Source organism: Candidatus Mycalebacterium sp., assembly GCF_977828045.1.
The window spans coordinates 1-20,686 of sequence record NZ_CDWCUL010000007.1; the positions used below are offsets into that span (position 1 = coordinate 1).

At 49.6% G+C, this 20,686-nt stretch carries 23 protein-coding genes, 1 tRNA gene and 1 other RNA gene; 9 read left to right on the forward strand and 16 right to left on the reverse strand.

Annotated elements, in window-relative coordinates; genetic code table 11:
* Positions 1–193: 193 nt before the first annotated feature.
* The 4 genes from ACY430_RS01525 to ACY430_RS01540 all read left to right on the forward strand — a co-directional run bounded on the left by ACY430_RS01525 (position 194) and on the right by ACY430_RS01540 (position 2,639).
* Positions 194–1,057, forward strand: a complete 864-nt coding sequence (locus tag ACY430_RS01525) for a DNA-methyltransferase (protein WP_462137146.1) — start codon at positions 194–196, stop codon at positions 1,055–1,057.
* A gap of 9 nt (positions 1,058–1,066) precedes the next feature.
* Positions 1,067–1,840, forward strand: coding sequence for a type II restriction enzyme (locus tag ACY430_RS01530; protein WP_462137147.1), 774 nt, complete (start codon positions 1,067–1,069; stop codon positions 1,838–1,840).
* 9 nt (positions 1,841–1,849) lie between these two features.
* Positions 1,850–2,377: a hypothetical protein gene (locus tag ACY430_RS01535; RefSeq protein ID WP_462137148.1), complete on the forward strand. Its 528-nt coding sequence runs from the start codon at positions 1,850–1,852 to the stop codon at positions 2,375–2,377.
* A gap of 67 nt (positions 2,378–2,444) precedes the next feature.
* A complete protein-coding gene (locus ACY430_RS01540) occupies positions 2,445–2,639 on the forward strand; it encodes a hypothetical protein (protein WP_462137149.1) in 195 nt (64 codons plus the stop codon).
* 1 nt (position 2,640) lies between these two features.
* Here the strand turns inward: ACY430_RS01540 and cyoE are convergent, their stop codons facing one another.
* The 14 genes from cyoE to ACY430_RS01610 form a co-directional block, all read right to left on the reverse strand.
* The gene (gene cyoE / locus ACY430_RS01545) at positions 2,641–3,546 is read right to left on the reverse strand and encodes a heme o synthase (protein WP_462137150.1); all 906 of its coding nucleotides are present in this window, start codon (positions 3,544–3,546) and stop codon (positions 2,641–2,643) included.
* A 6-nt stretch (positions 3,547–3,552) separates the two neighbouring features.
* Complete coding sequence (locus tag ACY430_RS01550; RefSeq protein ID WP_462137151.1) at positions 3,553–4,386, reverse strand: COX15/CtaA family protein; 834 nt, start codon at positions 4,384–4,386, stop codon at positions 3,553–3,555.
* Positions 4,387–4,704, reverse strand: a complete 318-nt coding sequence (locus tag ACY430_RS01555; RefSeq protein WP_462137152.1) for a cytochrome C oxidase subunit IV family protein — start codon at positions 4,702–4,704, stop codon at positions 4,387–4,389.
* Between the two features lie 11 nt (positions 4,705–4,715).
* Entirely contained in the window at positions 4,716–5,312 is a 597-nt protein-coding gene (locus ACY430_RS01560; protein ID WP_462137153.1) for a cytochrome c oxidase subunit 3 family protein, read from the reverse strand.
* 3 nt (positions 5,313–5,315) lie between these two features.
* On the reverse strand, positions 5,316–6,920 hold the full coding sequence (gene ctaD / locus ACY430_RS01565) for a cytochrome c oxidase subunit I (protein WP_462137154.1): 1,605 nt from the start codon (positions 6,918–6,920) through the stop codon (positions 5,316–5,318).
* 13 nt (positions 6,921–6,933) lie between these two features.
* The gene (coxB, locus tag ACY430_RS01570; protein WP_462137155.1) at positions 6,934–7,881 is read right to left on the reverse strand and encodes a cytochrome c oxidase subunit II; all 948 of its coding nucleotides are present in this window, start codon (positions 7,879–7,881) and stop codon (positions 6,934–6,936) included.
* 26 nt (positions 7,882–7,907) lie between these two features.
* On the reverse strand, positions 7,908–8,708 hold the full coding sequence (locus tag ACY430_RS01575; protein ID WP_462137156.1) for an SCO family protein: 801 nt from the start codon (positions 8,706–8,708) through the stop codon (positions 7,908–7,910).
* 87 nt (positions 8,709–8,795) lie between these two features.
* Positions 8,796–10,025 (reverse strand): NAD(P)/FAD-dependent oxidoreductase, encoded by a 1,230-nt coding sequence (locus tag ACY430_RS01580; protein WP_462137157.1) that lies wholly within the window; start codon positions 10,023–10,025, stop codon positions 8,796–8,798.
* Between the two features lie 112 nt (positions 10,026–10,137).
* Positions 10,138–11,334 carry an argininosuccinate synthase gene (locus ACY430_RS01585; protein ID WP_462137158.1) on the reverse strand — a complete coding sequence of 399 codons (1,197 nt, stop codon included), beginning with the start codon at positions 11,332–11,334 and terminating at the stop codon, positions 10,138–10,140.
* 24 nt (positions 11,335–11,358) lie between these two features.
* Positions 11,359–11,745 carry a hypothetical protein gene (locus tag ACY430_RS01590; RefSeq protein WP_462137159.1) on the reverse strand — a complete coding sequence of 129 codons (387 nt, stop codon included), beginning with the start codon at positions 11,743–11,745 and terminating at the stop codon, positions 11,359–11,361.
* Between the two features lie 115 nt (positions 11,746–11,860).
* Positions 11,861–12,808, reverse strand: a complete 948-nt coding sequence (locus ACY430_RS01595; protein WP_462137160.1) for an RluA family pseudouridine synthase — start codon at positions 12,806–12,808, stop codon at positions 11,861–11,863.
* A gap of 4 nt (positions 12,809–12,812) precedes the next feature.
* Positions 12,813–13,589 carry an SAM hydrolase/SAM-dependent halogenase family protein gene (locus tag ACY430_RS01600; protein ID WP_462137161.1) on the reverse strand — a complete coding sequence of 259 codons (777 nt, stop codon included), beginning with the start codon at positions 13,587–13,589 and terminating at the stop codon, positions 12,813–12,815.
* Positions 13,590–13,592: 3 nt separating this feature from the next.
* Positions 13,593–14,207 (reverse strand): prepilin-type N-terminal cleavage/methylation domain-containing protein, encoded by a 615-nt coding sequence (locus ACY430_RS01605; RefSeq protein ID WP_462137162.1) that lies wholly within the window; start codon positions 14,205–14,207, stop codon positions 13,593–13,595.
* Positions 14,208–14,254: 47 nt separating this feature from the next.
* Positions 14,255–15,040: a biotin--[acetyl-CoA-carboxylase] ligase gene (locus tag ACY430_RS01610; RefSeq protein WP_462137163.1), complete on the reverse strand. Its 786-nt coding sequence runs from the start codon at positions 15,038–15,040 to the stop codon at positions 14,255–14,257.
* Positions 15,041–15,181: 141 nt separating this feature from the next.
* Here ACY430_RS01610 and ACY430_RS01615 point away from each other — a divergent pair.
* From ACY430_RS01615 to ACY430_RS01635, 5 genes are all read left to right on the forward strand, one after another.
* Positions 15,182–15,255: transfer RNA gene (locus tag ACY430_RS01615), tRNA-Ile, on the forward strand.
* 22 nt (positions 15,256–15,277) lie between these two features.
* Positions 15,278–16,012, forward strand: coding sequence for a zinc ribbon domain-containing protein (locus tag ACY430_RS01620; RefSeq protein WP_462137164.1), 735 nt, complete (start codon positions 15,278–15,280; stop codon positions 16,010–16,012).
* Positions 16,002–16,424, forward strand: a complete 423-nt coding sequence (locus ACY430_RS01625) for a ribonuclease HI family protein (RefSeq protein WP_462137165.1) — start codon at positions 16,002–16,004, stop codon at positions 16,422–16,424. The genes ACY430_RS01620 and ACY430_RS01625 overlap by 11 nt, the downstream gene beginning before the upstream one ends.
* A 4-nt stretch (positions 16,425–16,428) precedes the next feature.
* Positions 16,429–16,791: RNase P RNA component class A (gene rnpB, locus ACY430_RS01630), an RNA gene on the forward strand.
* Positions 16,792–16,899: 108 nt separating this feature from the next.
* Positions 16,900–19,029: a spermine/spermidine synthase domain-containing protein gene (locus ACY430_RS01635; RefSeq protein ID WP_462137166.1), complete on the forward strand. Its 2,130-nt coding sequence runs from the start codon at positions 16,900–16,902 to the stop codon at positions 19,027–19,029.
* On the opposite strand, the gene ACY430_RS01640 is transcribed toward ACY430_RS01635, so the two are convergent.
* Positions 19,007–19,840, reverse strand: a complete 834-nt coding sequence (locus ACY430_RS01640) for a menaquinone biosynthesis family protein (protein ID WP_462137167.1) — start codon at positions 19,838–19,840, stop codon at positions 19,007–19,009. The two genes, ACY430_RS01635 and ACY430_RS01640, sit on opposite strands and share 23 nt — an antisense overlap.
* Positions 19,837–20,661 carry a menaquinone biosynthetic enzyme MqnA/MqnD family protein gene (locus ACY430_RS01645; protein ID WP_462137168.1) on the reverse strand — a complete coding sequence of 275 codons (825 nt, stop codon included), beginning with the start codon at positions 20,659–20,661 and terminating at the stop codon, positions 19,837–19,839. The genes ACY430_RS01640 and ACY430_RS01645 overlap by 4 nt, the downstream gene beginning before the upstream one ends.
* Positions 20,662–20,686: the final 25 nt, after the last annotated feature.

Sequence of the window (20,686 nt, forward strand, 5' to 3'; positions counted from 1 at the left end):
GGAATTCTCGCGGCGGAAATTCTTGCGGTTAAAGACGCTAAACTCAGGAAAAAACTGATTGAGTTCAAAAAAACCCTTGCCGCCGATGTGAAAAAGAAGTTTGAGAAGTTAGAGAAAGAGGGTTATGTGGAGTATTTGAAGGGGAAGTGAGACTTTCTTGTTATAATGTTTGTGTCGGTTTGATTGTGAGAAGATGAAAACCTATTTTAAGCGTCAAGGTGTCAGACTGTTTAACGGGGACGCAGTGGAAGTTCTTGATAAACTTCCCGATGAGAGCGTTGATTTAATTTTCGCCGACCCCCCTTACAATCTTTCAAATGGTGGTTTCAGTTGTCATGCGGGGAAGCGTGTGAGTGTCAATAAAGGGGAGTGGGATAAGAGCAAAGGCGTAGAGAAAGATTATGAGTTCCATTTCAATTGGATAAACGCCTGTCGCAGAGTACTGAAAGAAAATGGTTCTTTGTGGGTTTCAGGGACATACCACTCCATTTACGCATGCGGATTTGCGTTACAAAGACAAGGTTGGCACCTACTTAACGAAATTTGCTGGTATAAGCCGAATGCGGCTCCAAATCTTGCTTGCCGAATGTTTGCCGCGAGCCATGAAACTTTACTTTGGGCCCGCAAAACGAAAACCGCAAAACACAAATTCAATTACAAGTTGATGAAAGAAAATGAGTGGGCGGGAGATTTTATCAAAAACTCCGGCAAACAAATGCGTAGCGTTTGGGCTATTAACACTCCAAGAAATGGAGAAAAAAAGTATGGAAAACACCCAACGCAAAAACCAGAATCTCTTTTGGAGAGAATTGTATTGGCTTGTACAAATAAAAATGACATAGTGCTTGACCCTTTTTGCGGAAGCGCGACTACAGGAATAGCGGCTCTGCGGAACGGCAGAAACTTTGTAGGGATTGACTCAGAAAAAGAGTATCTTTCGAAAATGGCGGTCAAAAGAATAAAAGATGTTGTTAAACAGAAAAAATTGTCTGTTGATGTTGCTAAATTGAAAGAAGAATCTCCCACTTATTTTGAGGCGCTTTTTAATAATTACTAGGCTTTTTGTATGGCTCAGGCTTCAGATAAATCTTGGCGTAAAATTTTTAGCGACCTAAAAATACACAAACACGATTTTACAAAATCGCCGTTCGTTATTACAAATAAACAGATTAAAGAGTCCTGCCAGAGTTTTACAACTACGGGAGAAAAGGAAGTCCGTATTTTGTGCAAGCAGGATTCCCGTGAAGACCGCCCTGAAGTTTTTCAGGAAAATGACCTTTTTCTGCTTCCCATTAAGAATGGCACTTACGCAATTGTAGAAGGTGAGGGATATGTGGACATTCCCGAAATTGAGACAAAGACAGAAATTTACAAGTCAAAACTCGGTTTCTGCCTTGACACTTCCAATGTAGGCGATTCGGAAATGCAACATCTGGACTATGCTTATGCTTCAAGTTTGATTCGCAGTTTGATGGATGATGACACTTTTGTTTTGACAATACGCGGACGCAAATATACTCCTGAATTTTCTTTTTCAGTTGGTAAACACAAACAGATTTTGGATGTTCAAAGTGTTCAAACCGAGGTTGATGCCGGATATGAAGGGAAAAGCAAAGTTTTATTAATTGAGGCAAAAAACTCTTCAACGGACAATGTGATTATAAGGCAAATGTATTATCCGTTCCGGCAGTGGCAAACTTTCACAAAGAAGCCGGTTGAATTAATTTTCTTTGAAAAAAGGGAAGTAAATTACTGTGTATGGCGGTTTGTTTTTGATGATGTGAATGACTACAACAGCATACGCTTTGTTGATTCGGCTCGTTATCAAATAGCGGATTAGGAGGTTGAGATGGCTATAAGAGAAGATTCAAGAATAGAAAAACAATTTAAAGTTCCCAACTTAAAGACACGCAACGGATTTCGTCAATTTCTTGTAAATCAATGGATGAAAGAATCCTTTGGCAAGAAGTATCGATATTTTGTTGAAGATTTATCTAATGGTAAGAGGATTTACCTTGAACGTCCGGCAAGACTAAACAAGGGATGTGATTTTGTCATTTTTATAGAAGACTTGTTTTTATATAAAAATGGGAACGACAAACCGCCAAGTCATAAAGATTTGTTTGCCGACTTAAAAAGGAAGAAGAAGTTTTTAAGTTCCGGTGATTGGAAGGAATTAATTCGTGCGATTGAAAAGGTTTATAAGACGACTTCTTGCAATGTTTCTCTTAACTGTGTGGGTAGAATCAACAAAAATTCCCCCATGACTCTTGAACAAATTCTTTATTTGTGCAAATGGTTTTTTCTTGAACAAGATGTCACTTATTGGTCTTACAATGGAAGAGATATGTTATTTGAGAAAATCCAGTCAATCTAAACTGATGTCCAAATACTGTTTGACAACTAAAACCGATCGGTTTTGATCAGCCTCAAAGGAGAAAACTTTGAGCGCAAAGCAAATTCAATGCCCCGAATGTGGCGGAAAAGAGTTTATAAGCCAGCCCGACAGTTATTCGGTCTATGAAGCGGACGGAAATAAACTCCGGTTTGTTTCAACGGAACTTGCTAACGACGAAGACAAACTTTACTGTCGCGATTGTAGCGCGGAACTTGATACCGAAAGCGTAGAGTTTGTTTAATTCAAACAAACTCCATCAACCTGTCAATCTCTCTCTGTCTCATTGCTATATCCACAATAAGCGCGGTCATTATCAGCAGCATATAGACGATTGACGCACCGAACGCGCCTTCGTATCCCTTGTTTGTTCTCGCGCATTTTATGACCGTTATATTGAAATAAACGCCCAGCGCGAGCGCGGCGGCGGCGAAGTAGCCCGAAGTTATTCCCATAAGCGACATAATTAAAGTCAGAGGAATGAGGGAGATTGAATAAAGCACAATCAGAATGTTTGTGTATTTTTCGCCGAACGCGACCGGCAGAACGGCGATTCCGGCTTTTTCGTATTCACCGCTGTATTTCTGCGCGAGCGCCCAGAAGTGAGGCGGCTGCCAAAGCATCATAAACGCGAAAAGAATAAGCGCATCAACCTCTATCGCGGGTCGCACCGCCGTGTATCCGATTAAAACCGGAAGCGCGCCCGGAATTCCGCCCAATATCGTGCCGAACGGCGAATTGCGCTTCAAAAACATCGTGTATAAAACCGTGTAGCTAACTGCGGCAAGCACGATAAGAAAAGAGTTGAGAGGGTTTATCCAAATCGCAGAGGCTATTGCCGAACCCGTTATCAGAACCCACGAAACGACAACGGAATTCTTCTCTCCGAGCCGTTCAAGCGCGCTTACTCTCGCGTTCAGCCGATTCATCAGTTTGTCGGATTTTCTGTCAAGAAAGTTGTTGAAAATCGCCGCGCCCGCCGCGCTCGCCATCAGGGTCAGACAGCCGAACAGGGCGACGCCCGGCGCCGGAATGCCTTTCAAAGACAAAACCATTCCGGCAAATCCGGTGAACACCACGCTCAGGATAATTCCCGGCTTTGAGAGGATTACCGTTGAAACGACTATTTCGCGTATGGGATTTTTGTTCATCGCTCTTTAAGCGGGGCTTTCGCTGTCAAACCACCGCAGAAGCACATATGAAAGAATATGCAGTCCGACCAGAAAATGAAGTGCGGTGGCGGCAAACTGCAATTCGGAATGAATCATTCCAACCCCGATAATAATTTGAAGAAAAACCGAGCCGAGAATCACATATGCGGCTTTCCTTGTTTTCGCGCCGCCGAAAATCGCTATTCCGACCGCGAACAGGGTTATCAAATACGCGAGAGCCCTGTGCGAAAAATGATACAAAACCGTGCCGGAGAGTTCGGATGGAACCCACACGCCGAGGCATTTTGGAAAATCAAGCCCGCAGGCGAGCCCCGCGTGCGAATGGCGCACGAACGCTCCCAAAACCGCCTGAGTGAAAATAATCGCGGCGAAAATAAACCACATTCCCCCGGTCCCCGAAAGTGAGAGCCCGCCGCGCGGTTCGCTTTCAAAACGGCTCATGTAAAGCACAAGGCAGAATATCAGCGCGCCGTTTGCGAAATGAAGCGTGGTCAAATCGGTCGGGATTTTCAGAAGAACCACAAGTCCGCCGAGAACAATCTGAAAAAGCAGCAGGAAAACCGTGAGAACCGGAACCGCTTTTGTTGCTCCCGCATACGATTTGAAGCGGCGTGCCGAAAGCCAGATTATCAAAACCGCCACAACCGCCCCGATGACGCGGTGCAGAAACTCCGCATATATGTCCCACCGCAGAGGCGGAAGCACTTCGCCGTGGCAAAGCGGCCAGTCCGGGCACGCGAGCCCGACCTTCAAGCCCGCAACAACATTTCCCCAGACCAGAAGAACGACAAGAGAAATGACCGAAAGCCGTGCGAGCATTTAATTCACCGCGGGAATGCGCGTAAAGGTTTCAAAGATTGTGAACCCTATGAGAAGTGAAAGCAGGAAAAGCGGATAGATGGCGTAAACCCATGTGAGTTTGTCCTCAAATTTCAAATGCATGAAATAGAGCGCGACTATGCCCGCTTTGACCGAAGCGATTACCATCGCGACCGTTATGTTCAGGTAGCCGCCCAGATTCTTGCTCGCGCTCCAGACCGTTAGCGCGGTAAGCGCCATCAGCGTAACCCACACAATCACATACTGCCGTATTCCGTGCGAGTGGTTGTCGTGTTTTGCGTTTTCGTGCGTTGACATTTTTCCTCCGGTCAGCCGATTAGATAAAGCAACGGAAAAAGATATATCCAAATCAGGTCCACAAGGTGCCAGTAAAGTCCCACAAGCTCAACCGGCGTGTTGTATTCCGCGCTGAAAACTCCCCTGCGTGTGAGAACAAAAATCCAGCCCATAAGAGCAATCCCCACGAAAACGTGGATCATATGCAGTCCGGTCATCATGAAGTAAAGGGCGAAAAATATGTTCGTATCAGGATAGACGTGGTGGTCAAACTTTGCGCCGTATTCAAAGTATTTGTTTACTCCGAACGCCAGAGCGCACACGACCGTTATCGCCAAATAGATGAGAATTTTGCGCGTATCGCCGGTTTTTGAAGCCGCGACCGCGAGAGCCATTGTCAAACTGCTGAAAATAAGAACAACCGTGTTGGTCGCGCCGAGCGTTACATTAAGTTCCAGACTGCTTTCATGAAAAAGTTCAGGAAACTTCGCCCTGAAAAGCGCGTAGGCGGCAAAGAGCCCGCCGAAAAGCAGAATCTCGGTTCCGAGAAATAGCCACATTCCAAGTTTGGAAGACTCATATTCGGTTACCGGGTCAAGGTCGTGGTTTGCGTGCGTTGCATCATACATTGTTTATTTATCACCGTATCCGTAAGTCCAGTCCGTAAAGGTCGGGATTTTTTCAAAGTTTTCATGAGGCGGCGGCGATTTGGTTTGCCATTCGGGAGAGAGCGAATCGTAAGGGTTGTCTTCCGCTTTTTCGCCCCTGAACACTCCGCGCAACAGATTCGCGAACATAAGGATTATTCCAAGCCCCAGAACCCACGAGCCGTAAGTTGAAATCAGATGGCCTACGGTGAACTCATCGGGATAACTCGCGTATCTGCGCGGCATCCCCTGAGTGCCCATTATGTGCTGAATGAAAAAGGTTAAGTTGAAACCGATAAAGACTAAAAACCACGCCAGTTTAGCGACCCGCTCGTTGAAGTTTCTGCCGAACATTTTCGGGAACCAGTAGTGCAGTGCGCCGAAGAACGCCATAACGGTTCCGCCGAACATAACGTAGTGCATATGCCCCACAACGAAGTATGTGTCATGCAGGTGGACGTCTGCGGCGAGCGAGCCGAGGAAAACGCCTGTCAGCCCGCCGACCGTGAACAGAAAAATGAACGACAGCGCGTAAAGCATCGGCGAGGCGAGCAATATGGAGCCTTTGTAAAGCGTGGCGATCCAGTTGAACACTTTTACGGCTGTCGGTATGGCGACAAGCATTGTTATGAACGAAAATACCTGCGCCGCGAGCACCGAAATTCCGCTCACAAACATATGATGCATCCACACAAGGAAACTGATTATCGCTATTCCAAAGCTGGAAAACGCGATGGCTTTATAGCCGAAAATGGGTTTTCTTGAAAACACCGGAATAATCTCCGATATGACGCCCATTCCCGGAATAATCATTATGTAAACGGCGGGGTGAGAGTAAAACCAGAAGAAGTTTTGTAGCAAAATCGGGTCGCCGCCCTTGGCGGGGTCAAAGAAACCGATGTCAAGCACTCTCTCCGCAATTAGCAAAAGCAGAGTGATTCCCACAACAGGAGTCGCGAGCAACTGCAGAATTGAGGTCGCGTATGACGCCCATATAAACAGCGGCAGCCGCCCCCAGTTCATTCCGGGCGCACGGAGTTTGTGTATGGTAACGATGAAATTCAGCCCCGTCAGAATTGACGAAAATCCCAGAACAAAAATCCCGAAAGTTATCAAAATGACGTTCGTTCCGCTCTTTACGCTGTATGGCGCGTAGAAAGTCCAGCCAGTGTCAACGGTGTCTCCGAGCAGGGCGTAGAGGAGAATTGCGGCTCCGGCAAGGTATATCCAGTAACTTGCTATGTTCAGTTTTGGAAAGGCCACATCGCGCGCACCTATCATAAGAGGTATGAGGAAGTTGCCGAAAGACGCCGCAAGCCCCGGAACGATGAAGAAAAACACCATTATTGAGCCGTGAAGCGTGAACAGAACGTTATACGTGTGAGGCGAAAAAATATCAGCTTCGGGCGTGGCGAGTTCATAGCGCATCAAAAGCGCAGTTACTCCCGCAAGCGAGAAGAAAAACAGCAAACTCGCGAGATACATCAGCCCGATGCGTTTATGGTCGGTGGATGTCAACCACGTCCACAGCCCCGTTCCGCCGTGAGCGAAATAAGGAGTGTGAGTGGCTTGTATGTTATTTTCCGGCATTAAATTCCCCTTTCTACTTCAACGTTTTCACATACTCTATGATATCAGAAACATCATTTTCGGAGAGTATCCCCTTGAATGACGGCATCACCGGCTCGTAGCCGGCGACCATTTTCGCCTGCGGTTCATATATGGACTCTATAAGGTAATTCTCATCGGCGCGCACCTTGTTGCCGTTTTTGAGTTTTTCAATTCTGCCAAACACCCCTTTGAAAGTGGGCGCGATGCCGGGGCTTCCGTCTATGCTGTGGCAGGCGTTACAGCCCCTGTTTTGGTAGAGTTTTTCGCCCCTTTTGTGCGCCGGAAGCGATGAGGAGATTCCGGCCGAAGCCGTGTCCGCGCCGTCTTTCCCTTCCCAGCGGGCGAACGCTTCGGGGCTCATGACGTTCACACGCGCGAGCATCTGCGAATGCCCGGTGCCGCAGTATTCGGCGCAGAATATGATGAACGAGCCCACCTTGGTCGGGGTGAACCAGAGTTGCGTGAACCTTCCGGGCAGGATGTCTTGTTTGACCCTGAAAGCCGGAATGAAAAAGCTGTGCAGAACGTCATCAGACCTCATTATCATCTTTACGGGCAGGTTCTGCTGAACGTTGAGTTCGTTTATGGTTTTTCTGCCGTTAGTGTATTCAAACTGCCACAGCCACTGCTTGCCGATCACCGTAACCTCAACCGCTTCGTCCGGAGGGGTTCTGAGTTCGTTAAACACTACAAGACCGTGAATAAAAATAGCCATAAGAATGATGGACGGCACAACAGTCCAGGCTATTTCAAGCGGCTCATTTCCCGTGATGCTCGGCGTTTTGTCGTTCGCCGTTCTTCTTCTGTATTTCACCGCGAAGACTACGAGAACCACCGAAATAATTATGAAAAATATGAATGAAATAACGGTTACCGCTATCAGCACATTGTCCACTCTGGGCGCAATCTCTGAAGCGGCTTCCGGTAACCAACTGTTCATTTAAGGATTAACAAACCTCCGACCTTTTATGCTTTGCGTCTCCACATTCTGTAAAGAAAAGCCGTGAGAATAAGCAGTGTAACCACTCCGGAGAGTTTTACTATATTGATTGCCCTAAGGGCGTATTTTTTCCCAACGGGGTCGAATTTGTAACAAAAAAGAAGCACTTTGTTGATTATGCCGCCTCCGCCGATTTGTCCGTCGGACGCTTCAATCAGCGCAAGTTTGAGGTCTGAAGGGGAATGCTGAATGCCGTAGAGATAGCGGGCGATTTTACCCCTCGGAGTCAGAACAATTAGCGCGGACTGGTGGTCAAACATCTTTCCCTCTTTTCTGAATCCGAAACCCGCGGCTTCGGTAATGCGCTTGATTTCCCCGTGTCCGGCAGTGAAAAAGAGCAAATCCCCGGCGCCTTTTTTGTGAGTGAGAATGGCGCGGTTTTCCCCTGCTTTGCGCGCCGCGATTTCGGTTGTGTCCGTCTCATCAAAACTTACGGTCAGAACCCTGTAATCGTCGCCGATTTTCAGGGAGTCAATCCCGCCCGCGAGCGCGTTCGCGGTTTCCGTGAGAAACTGCATCGCGAAGCGGCAGTTATGAGGGCAGCTGTAAAACACAAGGTTCAGAAGAACGGGTTTTCGCCCGTCAAAGAATTGTCCGATTTTCTGTTTCTCCCCCAGATGATTCACAAGAGATATGTCGCCGGGGATTTGCTCTCCGAGTTTTTCCGTTATTCCCACCTGTTTGAGTTGTGCGGTGTCCGTTATGGAAAAAGCCGCCGCGCAGTGTAACAGAACAACAAAAAATACAACTGTTTGTTTTAGCAACATATCTTGTTCGGTGTGGGGGAAACCCGCGCGGACGCGCAAAATTCTATACACGGCGGGTGAGGTGTCAAGAATATCCGCGCGGAGGTTTTACAGATGCAGGTCTTCAAACACGGGACCCTCAGGTCTGTTTCGCGAAAGATGCTCCGTGCTTGCAAATTCAGCGTCAAAACCGCCTTTTTCAATCAAGCACGCGAGCGCTTCGGCCGCGCCATATGAAATCATAAGCCCTCTGCCCGTGTGCCCGAAACACTCATACACATTTTCCAGTCCGGGCGCTTTGCCCAAAAAGCCCGACCTGTCCGCCGTTTCGCCATACATTCCCGCCCAACCCCTTATGAATTTCAGGTTTTCAAACGCCTTGATTCTTTTTGAAAGCGGTTTCCATATCAGCCGCGCGAACGGGCTTTGTTCGTCCAAACTGTAAAAATCGTAGCGGTAGTTCACCCCGAACGGCTCGTCAAGATTGGAAAATCCGACCACAACGCCGTCCCCTTCGCCGTGGAAAAACACATTGCTTGTGTCAACAACCATTCCCACTTTTGAGATGTCAAGACGGGGGCATTTGACAATCTGCAACTGCCGCCTGCGCGGTTTTACGGCGTTTTCTTCCATGCCGTAAAGAGACGCGATGCGCGAAGCCCACGCGCCCGCGGTGTTTATAAGCGCCCCGCACTTATACGCGGTTTCCCGGCGCTCTTTTGAGGGCGGAGTTCCGGCGAGCACGTCTTCGGGGGGTTCTCCATCGTCCATCTGTGTAACCCAAACCGTTTTCACCTCTCCCCGCTCAACTTCAATCCGGCGCGCGAAACTCCTGTCAACAAACTGTGCGCCGCCGTCTCGCGCCTCTTTTCTGTAAAACTCCCTGAGCGCGTAGTGGTCAATAAAACCCGCGTCCCGCGAAATTGACAGACTTTCAACCCCGCTTGTGTCGGTTACAAAATCAAGATGTTTCGTGATGTCTTTCGCGCCGTAAAACTCAATATCCAGCCCGCACTCGCGGTGGAGCGGAAGTTTTTCCCGCAGTTCCCGGTCAGTTTTCTCATCGTGAAGCCAGTAGTAGCCGGACTGTTTGAATGAGACGATGTCCGCTATCTTTTCGTAAAACCGTATTGAGCGCGCGCAAAGCTCAACATTTGCCCTGCCTTGCCATGTCGCGCGAACACCGCCCGCGTTTTTGAGAGACGATGAAAACTCTCCGTCAAGGTCAGGGTCAATGACAAAGATTTTCGCGCCCGGAAATCTTAAACAGATTGAGCGCGCGCAAGCCGAGCCGATTATGCCCGCGCCGACTATGAGAAAATCGCAATGTTTTTCCATTGCGTCTTAAATTATAACGGAATTCGCAGGCACCCGGCATTGAGCCGAGTATGAGAATTCGCGGATTTTCGGGCAGAACGGGCGGAAAACTTCTCGCGGCGCCGGTCAATTTTTATCCGTCTCGCCTTCCTTTAAGCCGCAACGCATTGAGGGTTATAAACCCGCCCGCGTCCGCCTGATTGTAAAGATTGTCTTTTTCAAAAGTGGCGAGCGCCGGGTTGTAAAGAGACTTCGGTGACTTTCTTCCCACAACTGAAACCGCGCCTTTGAACAGTTTTATGCGCGCCGTGCCGGTTACGTTTTTCTGCGATTGTTCAACCGTTTTCATAAGCGCTTCCATTTCCGGCGAATACCAGAACCCGTAGTAGATGATTTCCGAGATTTTCGGCGCAAGAGAGTCTTTGAGCCGCATGACCTCGCGGTCAACGGTGATGGACTCAAGCCCCCTGTGAGCGGCGTGGAGAACGGTTCCCGCGGGCGTTTCGTAAACCCCGCGCGATTTTATTCCGACAAAGCGGTTTTCAACAATGTCCGCGCGTCCGATTCCGTGCCTGCCCGCGATTTTGTTCAGGCGCATGATGAGGTTCGCCGGCGAAAATTTTTTGCCATTCAAGCGCGCGGGGACGCCCTTTGCAAAATCTATTTCAACGTATTCGGGCTTGTCAGGGGTTTTTTGCGCAGACACGGTCATTTCAAACATCGCCTCGTCCGGCTCAACCCACGGATCTTCCAAAATGCCGCCCTCGTAACTTGTGTGAAACAGATTTCTGTCGCAACTGTATGGCTTGCTTTTGGTTACGGGGATTTTAATTCCGTGTTTTTTTGCAAACCCAAGCAGATCCGCGCGCGATGAAAAATCCCACTCGCGCCACGGCGCGATGATACGCAGATTGGGCGCGAAGGTCTGATAAACAAGCTCAAAACGCACCTGATCGTTTCCCTTTCCGGTTGCTCCGTGGGAAACGGCAAACGCTTTTTCTTTGAGCGCTATCTCCACCTGCCTGCGCGCGATAAGAGGGCGGGCGAGCGATGTTCCAAGCAGATAAGAGCCCTCATAAACCGCTCCCGTTTTGAGCGCGGGAAAAATGAAATCACGTGCGAACTCCTCTTTGAGGTTGGCAACGATTGCCTTGCTCGCGCCCGTTGCAAGAGCTTTTTCGCGCGCGGCTTTTATGTTTTCGTTCTGCCCGACATCGGCGATAAATGCGATTACATCGGCATCGTATTCGGCGATGAGCCACTTGACGATGATTGAAGTGTCAAGCCCGCCGGAATAAGCAAGCACGATTTTTTTTCGTGATTTTTTCATTAGTCTTTCCGCGAAATGCCGCGCCTATCCCCTCAAATCAAGAAGATAGAATTTCGCGCCTCTGTTTTCGTAAAACTTTTCAAGGGAGACCCCCACATACTCTATTCTCTGTAACTCGTTGCCCTCATACTGAACCTTTTTGACCTCGTCCGAGATTGCCGTTTTGATTGGAATCTGCTTGTCGGGAACCTGCTGGCAAATGCAACCGAGAGTCAGTTCATTTTCAGCGAAATCGTCTTTGATTATGAACCCGACCGAGAAAGTCGCGTTGGCGAGCTCAACCACCGCGATGGTAACGGGCGGGGTGGAGCCGGAAGGGTCTTCGGCTACAAACTTGTATCCGTAGGAGGCAACTTCCTTGCCCGAACTCACTATTGAATCAAGGTTCCAATAGTCTTCGTTTTCAATCATGCAAATAACCCGCATAGAAACCTCACCGGAACCATTACACTAACACAAAAGCCGCTTTTCTGCTAAAACCCGCCGCGCCCGGACATTCGTTTTTCCAAAAGGGAATTTCCGTTTCTCACTTTATTCCTTTTCCCTTCAACAACTCCGCCGCCGCCGCCATGTCTTCGGGAAGCGGGGCGGAAAACCTCACTTCTTCGCCCGATGCCGGATGAGTGAAAGCGATGCGCGCCGCGTGCAACGCCTGCCTGCGCAAAACCTTTGACAGCCCGGACGCGCCCGGAGGGTTTTTCCCGCCGTAAAGAGGATCGCACGCGACCGGATGCCCCGCTTCGGCAAAATGAACCCTTATCTGGTGGGTTCTGCCGGTTTTAGGTTTGATTTTCACAAAAGTCCACCCGCGCAATATTTCAACCGTTTCCCATTCCGTAATTGAATCGCGCGCTTTTACGGGATTTTTGCCCGACATTTTTTTTCTGTTGGACGGGCTTCTCCCTATCTTTGAGGAGAAAACGCCGGAGCTCTCTTTCATCTCTCCGAGCACAATCGCCGAGTATTCCTTGCGCACCGAGCGCCCGGCAAACTGAGCCGCAATGGCGGCGTGGCACACGTCATTTTTGGCGACCACAATCACGCCCGAAGTGTCTTTGTCCAGCCGGTGGACTATGCCGGGTCTTTGCGCGCCGCCGATTTTTGAGAGGTTTGAGTATCTGTGAGCGAGCGCGTTCGCGATTGTGGCGCTTTTCCGCCCCGCTCCGGGATGAACCACGATGCCCGCCGGTTTGTTTATGACGGCAATGTCATCGTCCTCAAAGATTACATCAAGCGGAATGTTCTCCGGCCGCACGAAATCCGGTTCGGGCGGTGAGGGGTGAAAATCCACTTTTTCTCCGCCCTCAAAAATCACCGAGGGCTTGAATTTCGCGCCGTTCATAAGAATTTCGCCCGATTTGATAAGGGCGGCGATGCGCGAACGGCTTTGCGGCAGAATGAGCGCGAGCGCGGAATCCGCTCTTTTTCCGGCGAATTTGGGCGGCACGGTTACAGTTGTTGCTTCAATTTTCATTTTTTTAAGTTTTCTTTCTTACGATGATTTTTGTTCCCTCGCCGCCGAAACGCTCAAGCGCGCCGCCCTTGTTGACCGCGATTTCCAAAAAGCCCGAACTTCCCCTGACCGCAACCGCCTTTCCGGGGGCGCGGCTTGAATAAGAGTCTGAAACGCCGTCTATGAATGTGCCCGCGATTTCAACTTCAACCGGATTTTCAATGCCGTCCGCCGCGATGTTTGATATGAGATTTCCGAACGCGTCCGCGTAAACGGCAATCCCTTCAACGGTTTGCGCGTTCAGAATGACCGTCTCCGCAACTTCAAGCATGACGGGTTTTTCAACTGCGCGTCCGAGTTCCGAAGGTTTTACGCCCAAAGACAGATGTGCTGCGGCGGGAGCGAAAATATCCCTGCCGTGAAATGTGGAACCGGTCGCTTTGAGCGTGTATGCGGGGTTTTCTATTTCGTAAGCGGAAAACGAGGGGAAATTCTTAAAAACATGCGTGAAAATTCCGTTGTCCGGACCGACAAAAAAATTTTCGCCCGCCTGAACGGCGATGGGTTTTCTGCCGCTTCCGACTCCGGGGTCAACAACGGCGAGGTGAACGGTTTGCGGTCGGAAAAACGGGTATGAGTTTTTTATCACAAACGCGGCGCGCCGGACATTAAAACTGTCCAACTCACAAGCTAAATCCACAAGGCGCGCCTTGGGGTTGATGGAGAGAATAACCCCTTTCATAACGCCCGTGAAATGGTCCCGTGAACCGAAATCCGAACATATTGCTATCACTCCGGACATTTTCTACGAGCAGGGTTCTGAATCCCTGTCTGCCGTGAAAGACCCCGCCGTGCCCCTGTCGCTTTCATAGTCAATGGTTTCACACCTCACCACTCCGTCTTCGTAAATGGCGAAGTCTTTTTTACCCGTAACCCCGATGCTTATGGGAGACGTCTGCCACCCGAAGCCCGCGACATAAAGCCCGTCCGCCGAGCCGCCCGCACTTTGAGAGTCAAAATCCGCTCTTAAGCAGTATCCGGCTTTGGGTTTATCGCACACCGCCGAGGATGCCGAGCCCGAATCCGCGCCTTCAAAGGATTCGTCAACGAGGGCGTCAAAAGAGCCGCAGGTCTGCCCCGAGCTTTTGGGGCAACGCAGTGAAGGCGCCTGCGCCGGGTCGCCGATTTTGTCAACATAGTTCTGAATGCCGTCTCCATCCGAATCCTGAATGGCAAACTGCAATTCCGCTGAGCCGAGCACTTGAAGCATTTTTTTCGCGCTCAACTCATTCGCCGCGCTTCTTGTGCCAATGAAGTTTGGAATTGCGAACGCCGCGAGAACGCCGATGATTATGAGAACTATGAGAAGCTCAACAAGTGTGAACGCGGCGCGACCGCTTTTTTTGTGATGGTTTTTCACGCACCGAATACTACAACACAATAAAATCGGCGACAATGTTTTTCACTCTAAGTGTCTCCCGACACAATTTTTACAAGGTTTCCGTCGGTCGTTTCAAGATAAAGAAAGCCGAGGGCGTCCACCTTTCTTGCCACTCCTTCAATCTCCGTGCCGTCATCTTTTATTTTCACGGTTTCGTTCAGTTTCCCCCACCGCGCCGCCCACCGCGCGACCGTCCAGTTGTGTCCTTTTGACATGAGGTCCGTGTTTTGCGCGAAAAGGTTTTTTAGAAGCGCGGTTGTAAATTCGTCCCTGTCAACATCGCGTCCGAGGATTTCCGACATTGAGGTCGTGCGGTCTGAAAAACCTTCCATAAGGTTGTCAATACTCTCGCGCGAGAGGTTGATGTTGACACCGATGCCGATGACTATGAAGTCGCACAAGCCGCCCGCGGGCTCGGCTTCCGAAAGGACGCCCGCGATTTTTTTGCCGCCCGCGAGTATGTCGTTGGGCCACTTGATTTCAGATTCTATTCCGAAGCCGTCAAAAGTGTCCGACAGCGCGAGAGACGCCATAAACGTTGCCGCAGGGCACACTTCGAGGCTCAAATCCGGGCGGAAAAGCGTTGACATAAAAAGGCTGCCGCCCGCAGGCGAAACCCACTGTCTTCCCTTGCGTCCGCGTCCGTCCGTCTGGCTGTCTGCGATAACGGTTGTGCCATCGCGCGCGCCGTTCCGCCCCATTTCACGCAAGACCGAGTTTGTGGAAACGGTCCGGTCAAAAAAGAGCACATCCGCACCGAAGGACGTGACCGCGGAGGTTATTTTCAACTTTTCGCTTTCAGAAAATCCCATCTTTCAACGCCTTGCACGGCAACCGGAATTATGCTGTGAAAATCGGGCGAAACACAAGAGGAAACCCGCCGCTCCCGTTTTGTTGACAAACACAAACCCTTTTTCTATAATACAAAGCTTACGGCTGGAGGCTCATCGCCAGGGCCCATAGCTCAGTTGGTCAGAGCAGCGGACTCATAATCCGTTGGTCCCAGGTTCGAGTCCTGGTGGGCCCACAACCGGTGGAAAAATAACCCAATGCGGGAAACACAAGGTTCAACAAATGACGGCATCAAAGAGCAGATAAACTCGCTTAAAAAGCTCCAATCCGTTGATGTTGAGCTCCGAAAAATAGAAAAAGATCTGCAAAAATATCCCAAAGAAGTCTCGGTTTTTAAGGACGAACTCCAGTCCATCAGCGAATCTCTGGTTGAAAAGAAACTCCAGATAGAGGAGTCGGATAAGTCAAAATTGCTTCTGGAAAAGCACCTGTCCGACAGAAAGGGCTACATTGACGAAACCGAAGGGCGCCTGCTTAAAATCAAAACCCACAGAGAGTATGAAGCTCTTCAAAAGGAGCTTACCGAAGCGAAAAGGGAGTGCCTTGAGACTGAGAACAGCATTCTGGAACTGATGGAGAAAACCGAAGGTTTCAGTTCTGAAACCGAGAATCTGGACAAGTCGCTCAAAGAGAAAAAAGAGGAATACCAGCCCAAAATAGATGAGTTTGAAAAACTCATCAAGGAACTTGAGAGCAAACACGCGCCGCGTCGCGAAGAGAAAGAGCAAATCACGGGCCATCTCAGCCCCGAAGTGGTTCCGGTGTATACCAAGGTTTCACAGAAAAACCCGAATTTTCTCGCACTTGCGCACAATGAAATGTGCACAAACTGCAACATGAACATTCCACCGCAGATGTTCAACGAGGTTCTAAAGCAAACAAAGATAGTTCAGTGTCCGAACTGTAACAGAATCCTTTACTGTGAAAACTGAACGTGCAGACGACTTCGCTGTTGCCAACATAGACGGCGCTTCAAAAGGCAATCCGGGTAAGTCCGCGATAGGGATCGTAATCATCGGCGCGGACGGCAGAGTGGTTTCAAAAATCAGAAAATTCATCGGCACGGCGACCAACAATCAGGCGGAATACACCGCGCTTATCACCGCTTTGCGCGCCGCCGCCAAACTTGGACAAATGCGCCTGAGAGTTAAAACGGATTCCCTTCTGCTCGCGAATCAGATGAACGGGCTGTGGAAGGTAAGGCATCCGGAGATTTTCGCGCTTTTCAAAGAGGCAAAAGAAGCGGAAAAACTTCTCGAAGAGGTTTCCATTTCCCATGTCCGCAGGGAGGAGAACACGGTCGCGGACGGTCTTGCCAACGAGGCAATCATAAAATATTCTTGATGAGCGAGTCGGCCGGGCAATCGCCCGTGCGGTTTTTCCGCCCGGGAGGAAAGTCCGGGCTTCGCAGGACAAAGCGCCGGCTAACAGCCGGGCGCCGTGAGGCGACGGAAAGTGCAGCAGAAAACAGACCGCCCACTCCGGTGGGTAAGGGTGAAAAGGTGGTGTAAGAGACCACCGCGGGAAACGGTAACGATTCCCGGCATGGCAAACCCCGCTTGAAGCAAGACAAATAGGGAAACACCGCGTTATTCGCGGGGAGGTGGTCCGTCTCCCGGTTTCCGGGTTGTTGCTACAGACGTTCCGGCAACGGACGCCGCAGATGAATGGTTGCCCTTGACAGAACCCGGCTTACAGGCCGACTCGCAATAATAAGTTAAAGAGAGAACCACTAATTCATCTTTTAAGTAGTAACCGCGTTAGTCTTTTTTTTCTGGGTTTCCTGACTCTTTTCCTTGAGCTTGTTTTCATCCGCTTCATGGCGGGCAACATCTGGAATCTCGGATATTTTCCAAACCTTATTTTAATTTCAGCTTTCATCGGGTTGGGCGCCGGATTTATTTTTCATTCTCTGTTCAGTCAAAAGACCAGTGACACACTGTTCGTGGCAGTCGCACCCGTAGTCACTTTTTTCGTTTTCCTTATCTATGTCGTAAGCCCGGAAGTTCCCGGGTTTACGGGCGGAACCTTGCAAGGAGGTATCAGTGGAGAGATTTTCTTCACATCGGCAAAAGATGAAGGGTCGGTGGCGAACCTTTTCCTTTTTCCCGTCTGGTTCTTCTTTCTGATTGCGATTTTCTTTCTGATTGCCCAGAGGACGGCAAAGGTTTTCAGGAATCTCAAACCGCTGGTTGCCTACTCTTACGACATACTTGGTTCGTGTTGCGGCATTCTGGTTTTTATCGCCATAAGTTTTCTTGAGGTTCGCGCGGCTATCTGGTTTCTAATCTGCGCGCCAATTTTCCTCGCCTCCGCTTCTCACTCTTTTCTGTGTAGAGGTGAAAAAAGAACCGGAACGGAGCGTCGTAAAAGGGTTGCAACCGCCGTAATCCTTATTTCCATGTTTACGGTTTCCGGCGTGGTTTTCTTGCAGGACCGGAGTTCTGGAGAGAGGATAATTCCTTCCGTGTGGTCGCCATACCAAAAGGTTGACCTGGAGAAAGGCAACAACATTTTTGTCAATAACATTAAACATCAGACAATTAGAGGTGGTGATGCCCCACCCCTTCCCCAACACATATATCTTTACGCGCTTCCCCATGAAGTTCGCCGGATTCAGAATGAAACTCCCTATAAAAAGGTTTTGCTAATAGGAGCGGGAGCCGGCAACGACGCGGCGGCATCACTGTTTTACGGAGGTGAAGAGATAGATGCGGTTGAGATTGATCCGGTAATTGCGCGTCTGGGAAAGATGTTCAACCGCCTTGCCCCTTATGACTCTCCCGGGGTGAAGGTCACAATTGACGACGGCAGACACTTTATGGCGGTGACTGACAAAAAATACGACCTCGTAGTTTTTGCCCTGACAGATTCCCTGGTAAAGCTGAGCGCGGTTTCCCAGCTGCGACTGGAGAGTTTCCTGTTCACCCGGCAGTCCTTTGAAAAGGCCTGGTCTTTGCTGGAGCCAAACGGAACCCTTGTGGCGGTCAATTTTTACAGGGAGCCGTGGGTTGCCTGGAAAATCGGAGAGATGATGAGACAGGCTTCCGGGAAAACTCCAATCGTGTATTTTGGCCATTCACCCCGGGACAACTCATTTTCATTGGAATCCTCCGTGCTGACGAATAACAGCACCGCACCGCCAAACTGCGTCAACCTCCATCCCGCCATTTCATGCATGAGTCTGAACGTTTTTCTGGAGTCTCAAGTCGGCTCATTGGACAATATTGAAGTGCCCAGCGATGATTGGCCCTTTCTTTACCTGAAGGGCAAGAACATACCGACGACCTATCTGTTTGCGATGCTTTTCATACTCTTTTTCATAATCGTGCTGTTTTCTTTTATGAGATTTGTCAGTGGACGAGTTGCAAAGCCCGATGACGCGCCTGATTCTCTTCCGAGCTCCGCTGTCTGTGTGGCATTTCTGTTGATGGGCGCCGCGTTTCTGCTTCTTCAAACCAAAAGCGTTATTCAGTTCAGTCTTCTTTTTGGAAACACCTGGCTCAACAGTTCCCTCGTGTTTCTTGCCGTTCTTGTTCTTGTTCTGGCGGCAAACTGGGTGGCGACTATTATCAAATCCAACAAATTTGTTCCGGTGGCTTTCTCTCTTTTACTTTTTTCGTGTTTGCCCGCTCTTTTTGTTCCGACTTACAAACTTCTCGCGGTGGACAGTGTTGTGATGAGGTTTGTACTCGCCTCTCTTATGACATTTCTGCCCATTTTTTTCGCGAATACGATTTTCAGTTCAATCTTCAGCAAACAAAAAACCCATGAAATCTATTTCGGATGGAACCTTATTGGAGCGGTCGGAGGCGGCATTCTTGAATACACAAGTATTCTTGCCGGCTACCAGTTTCTCGCGCTTTTAGTTCTTTTTATCTATGCCGGAGTGTTTGCGATTTACTACCTGAGAATTGCGCCGGGTGTTATTTACAAAGCGGGTCAATAGTGGTCTTTTCATCAATAAGCCCTTTCTCAAAAGCCTTTTCGTAGAGTAACTCTATTGCGGCCGTGCCGTCGCGCCCGAGGTCGCACGTGTACCTGTTCACATACATAAGAACAAACTGCTCGGCTTGTTCGCGTTTTATTCCGCGCGAGAATTTCATTGCGTATTCAAGTGCCTCGTCTTTGTTTGAAAGGGCGTATTCTATGCTTTCGCGGTGAAGCCGCAGGGCTTCGGTGGCGATGTCGGACGGCACATCTCTGCGTATAACATTCAAGCCCAGAGGAAGCGGAAGGGAGGTCTCTTTTTCCCACAAAACGCCTATGTCAAAAACAGGGTTTAAGCCCTCGTCCGCATATGTAATCTGTCCTTCGTGTATGAGGAGGGCGCAGTCGGTTTCGCCGGATTTTACCGCGTTTGTAACGGCGTCAAACGGCATTTCAACCGGTGTGAATCCGTCCGCGTAGAGGCATAACAAAAGATACGCAGTTGTCAGTTTCCCCGGCACCGCGACCGTTTTGCCCGCCACCGAATCCGCGGGCTCGCGCGAAACAACAACGGGCCCATAGCCCATTCCCATGCTTGCCCCGCATGACATCACGCGGTAGCGGTCTTTGACGTTCAGGTAGTTCCGCGCCGAGATAGCCGTCAGTTCAAATTCACCGTTAAGAGCCCTCCTGTTAAGCGACTCTATATCTTCAATTACATGCTCAAATTCCGCGATTTCCGAGCGCGTGATTCCGGCGGACATCGCGTAAAACATAAACGCATCATCGGCATCGGGGCTGTGCCCCAGTTTCATTATCCGTTTTTTCATTCCGTCCGCGCCCGTTTGTAAAAATTGACCGTTACTTCGCCGGGGTTTTGTTTGAGCCGTGCCGCGAGTTCGCCGAATTTGAGCATTCCTTCAATCTCGGCGCCGCCCAAATCGTATCTTATCCTGTTGGTTATGTAGTCAAGGCACGTGTCCGCCCCGATGTTCAGTTCCTCTGCTCCCTTGCGTGCAATTTCATCCGCCATTTCAAGCCCGCGCTTTTTCGCGGCAATTAGCGCTTCGGGCGCGTCAAGCGGGTCAAATCCGCCGCGCACGGCGAAAACTGCGTAAACAAACGGCAGACCGGTTTTTTCCGTCCATACCTCGCCCAAATCAAAAACAAAAAGAAACCCTTCGGGCGGAGACGCTGAGAGTGCGAGCCCCGTGTTGCCTATTACCAGACCGGCGTCAACCCCTGAAAAGAAACCTTTTCCGTATTCGCGTTTTTTATACTCCGGAGACGCGCCACAGAAGATTTCAAGCGCGATTCTCAGCATCATCGCCGAACTCTTTGAGCCTGAGTCCACCGCGACCGTTTGTATTTCCGCGATCGGTTTTTTTGAGAACACAACCACACTTCCGACCTTGCCGAATGACGATATGCACACGCCTTTTAAGACCTGAAAATCCGGATGTTCAAAGATATCAGCCGCCGGCAGGAGTGATATGTCCGTCTCATTGCGCAGCATAAGCGCGCAAAGCTCCGAGGGCGGATGTTCGGACACCTTAAAACTTCGCGAGCCCGTTTCCCCGTTAAGCGCAAATACAAGCGGTTTTGTGTTCAAAAAAGGCGGAACCCCGATTCTAATCCCAGTTTCTGACAAGCTGTTTCTCCGGTTCTTAAATTTA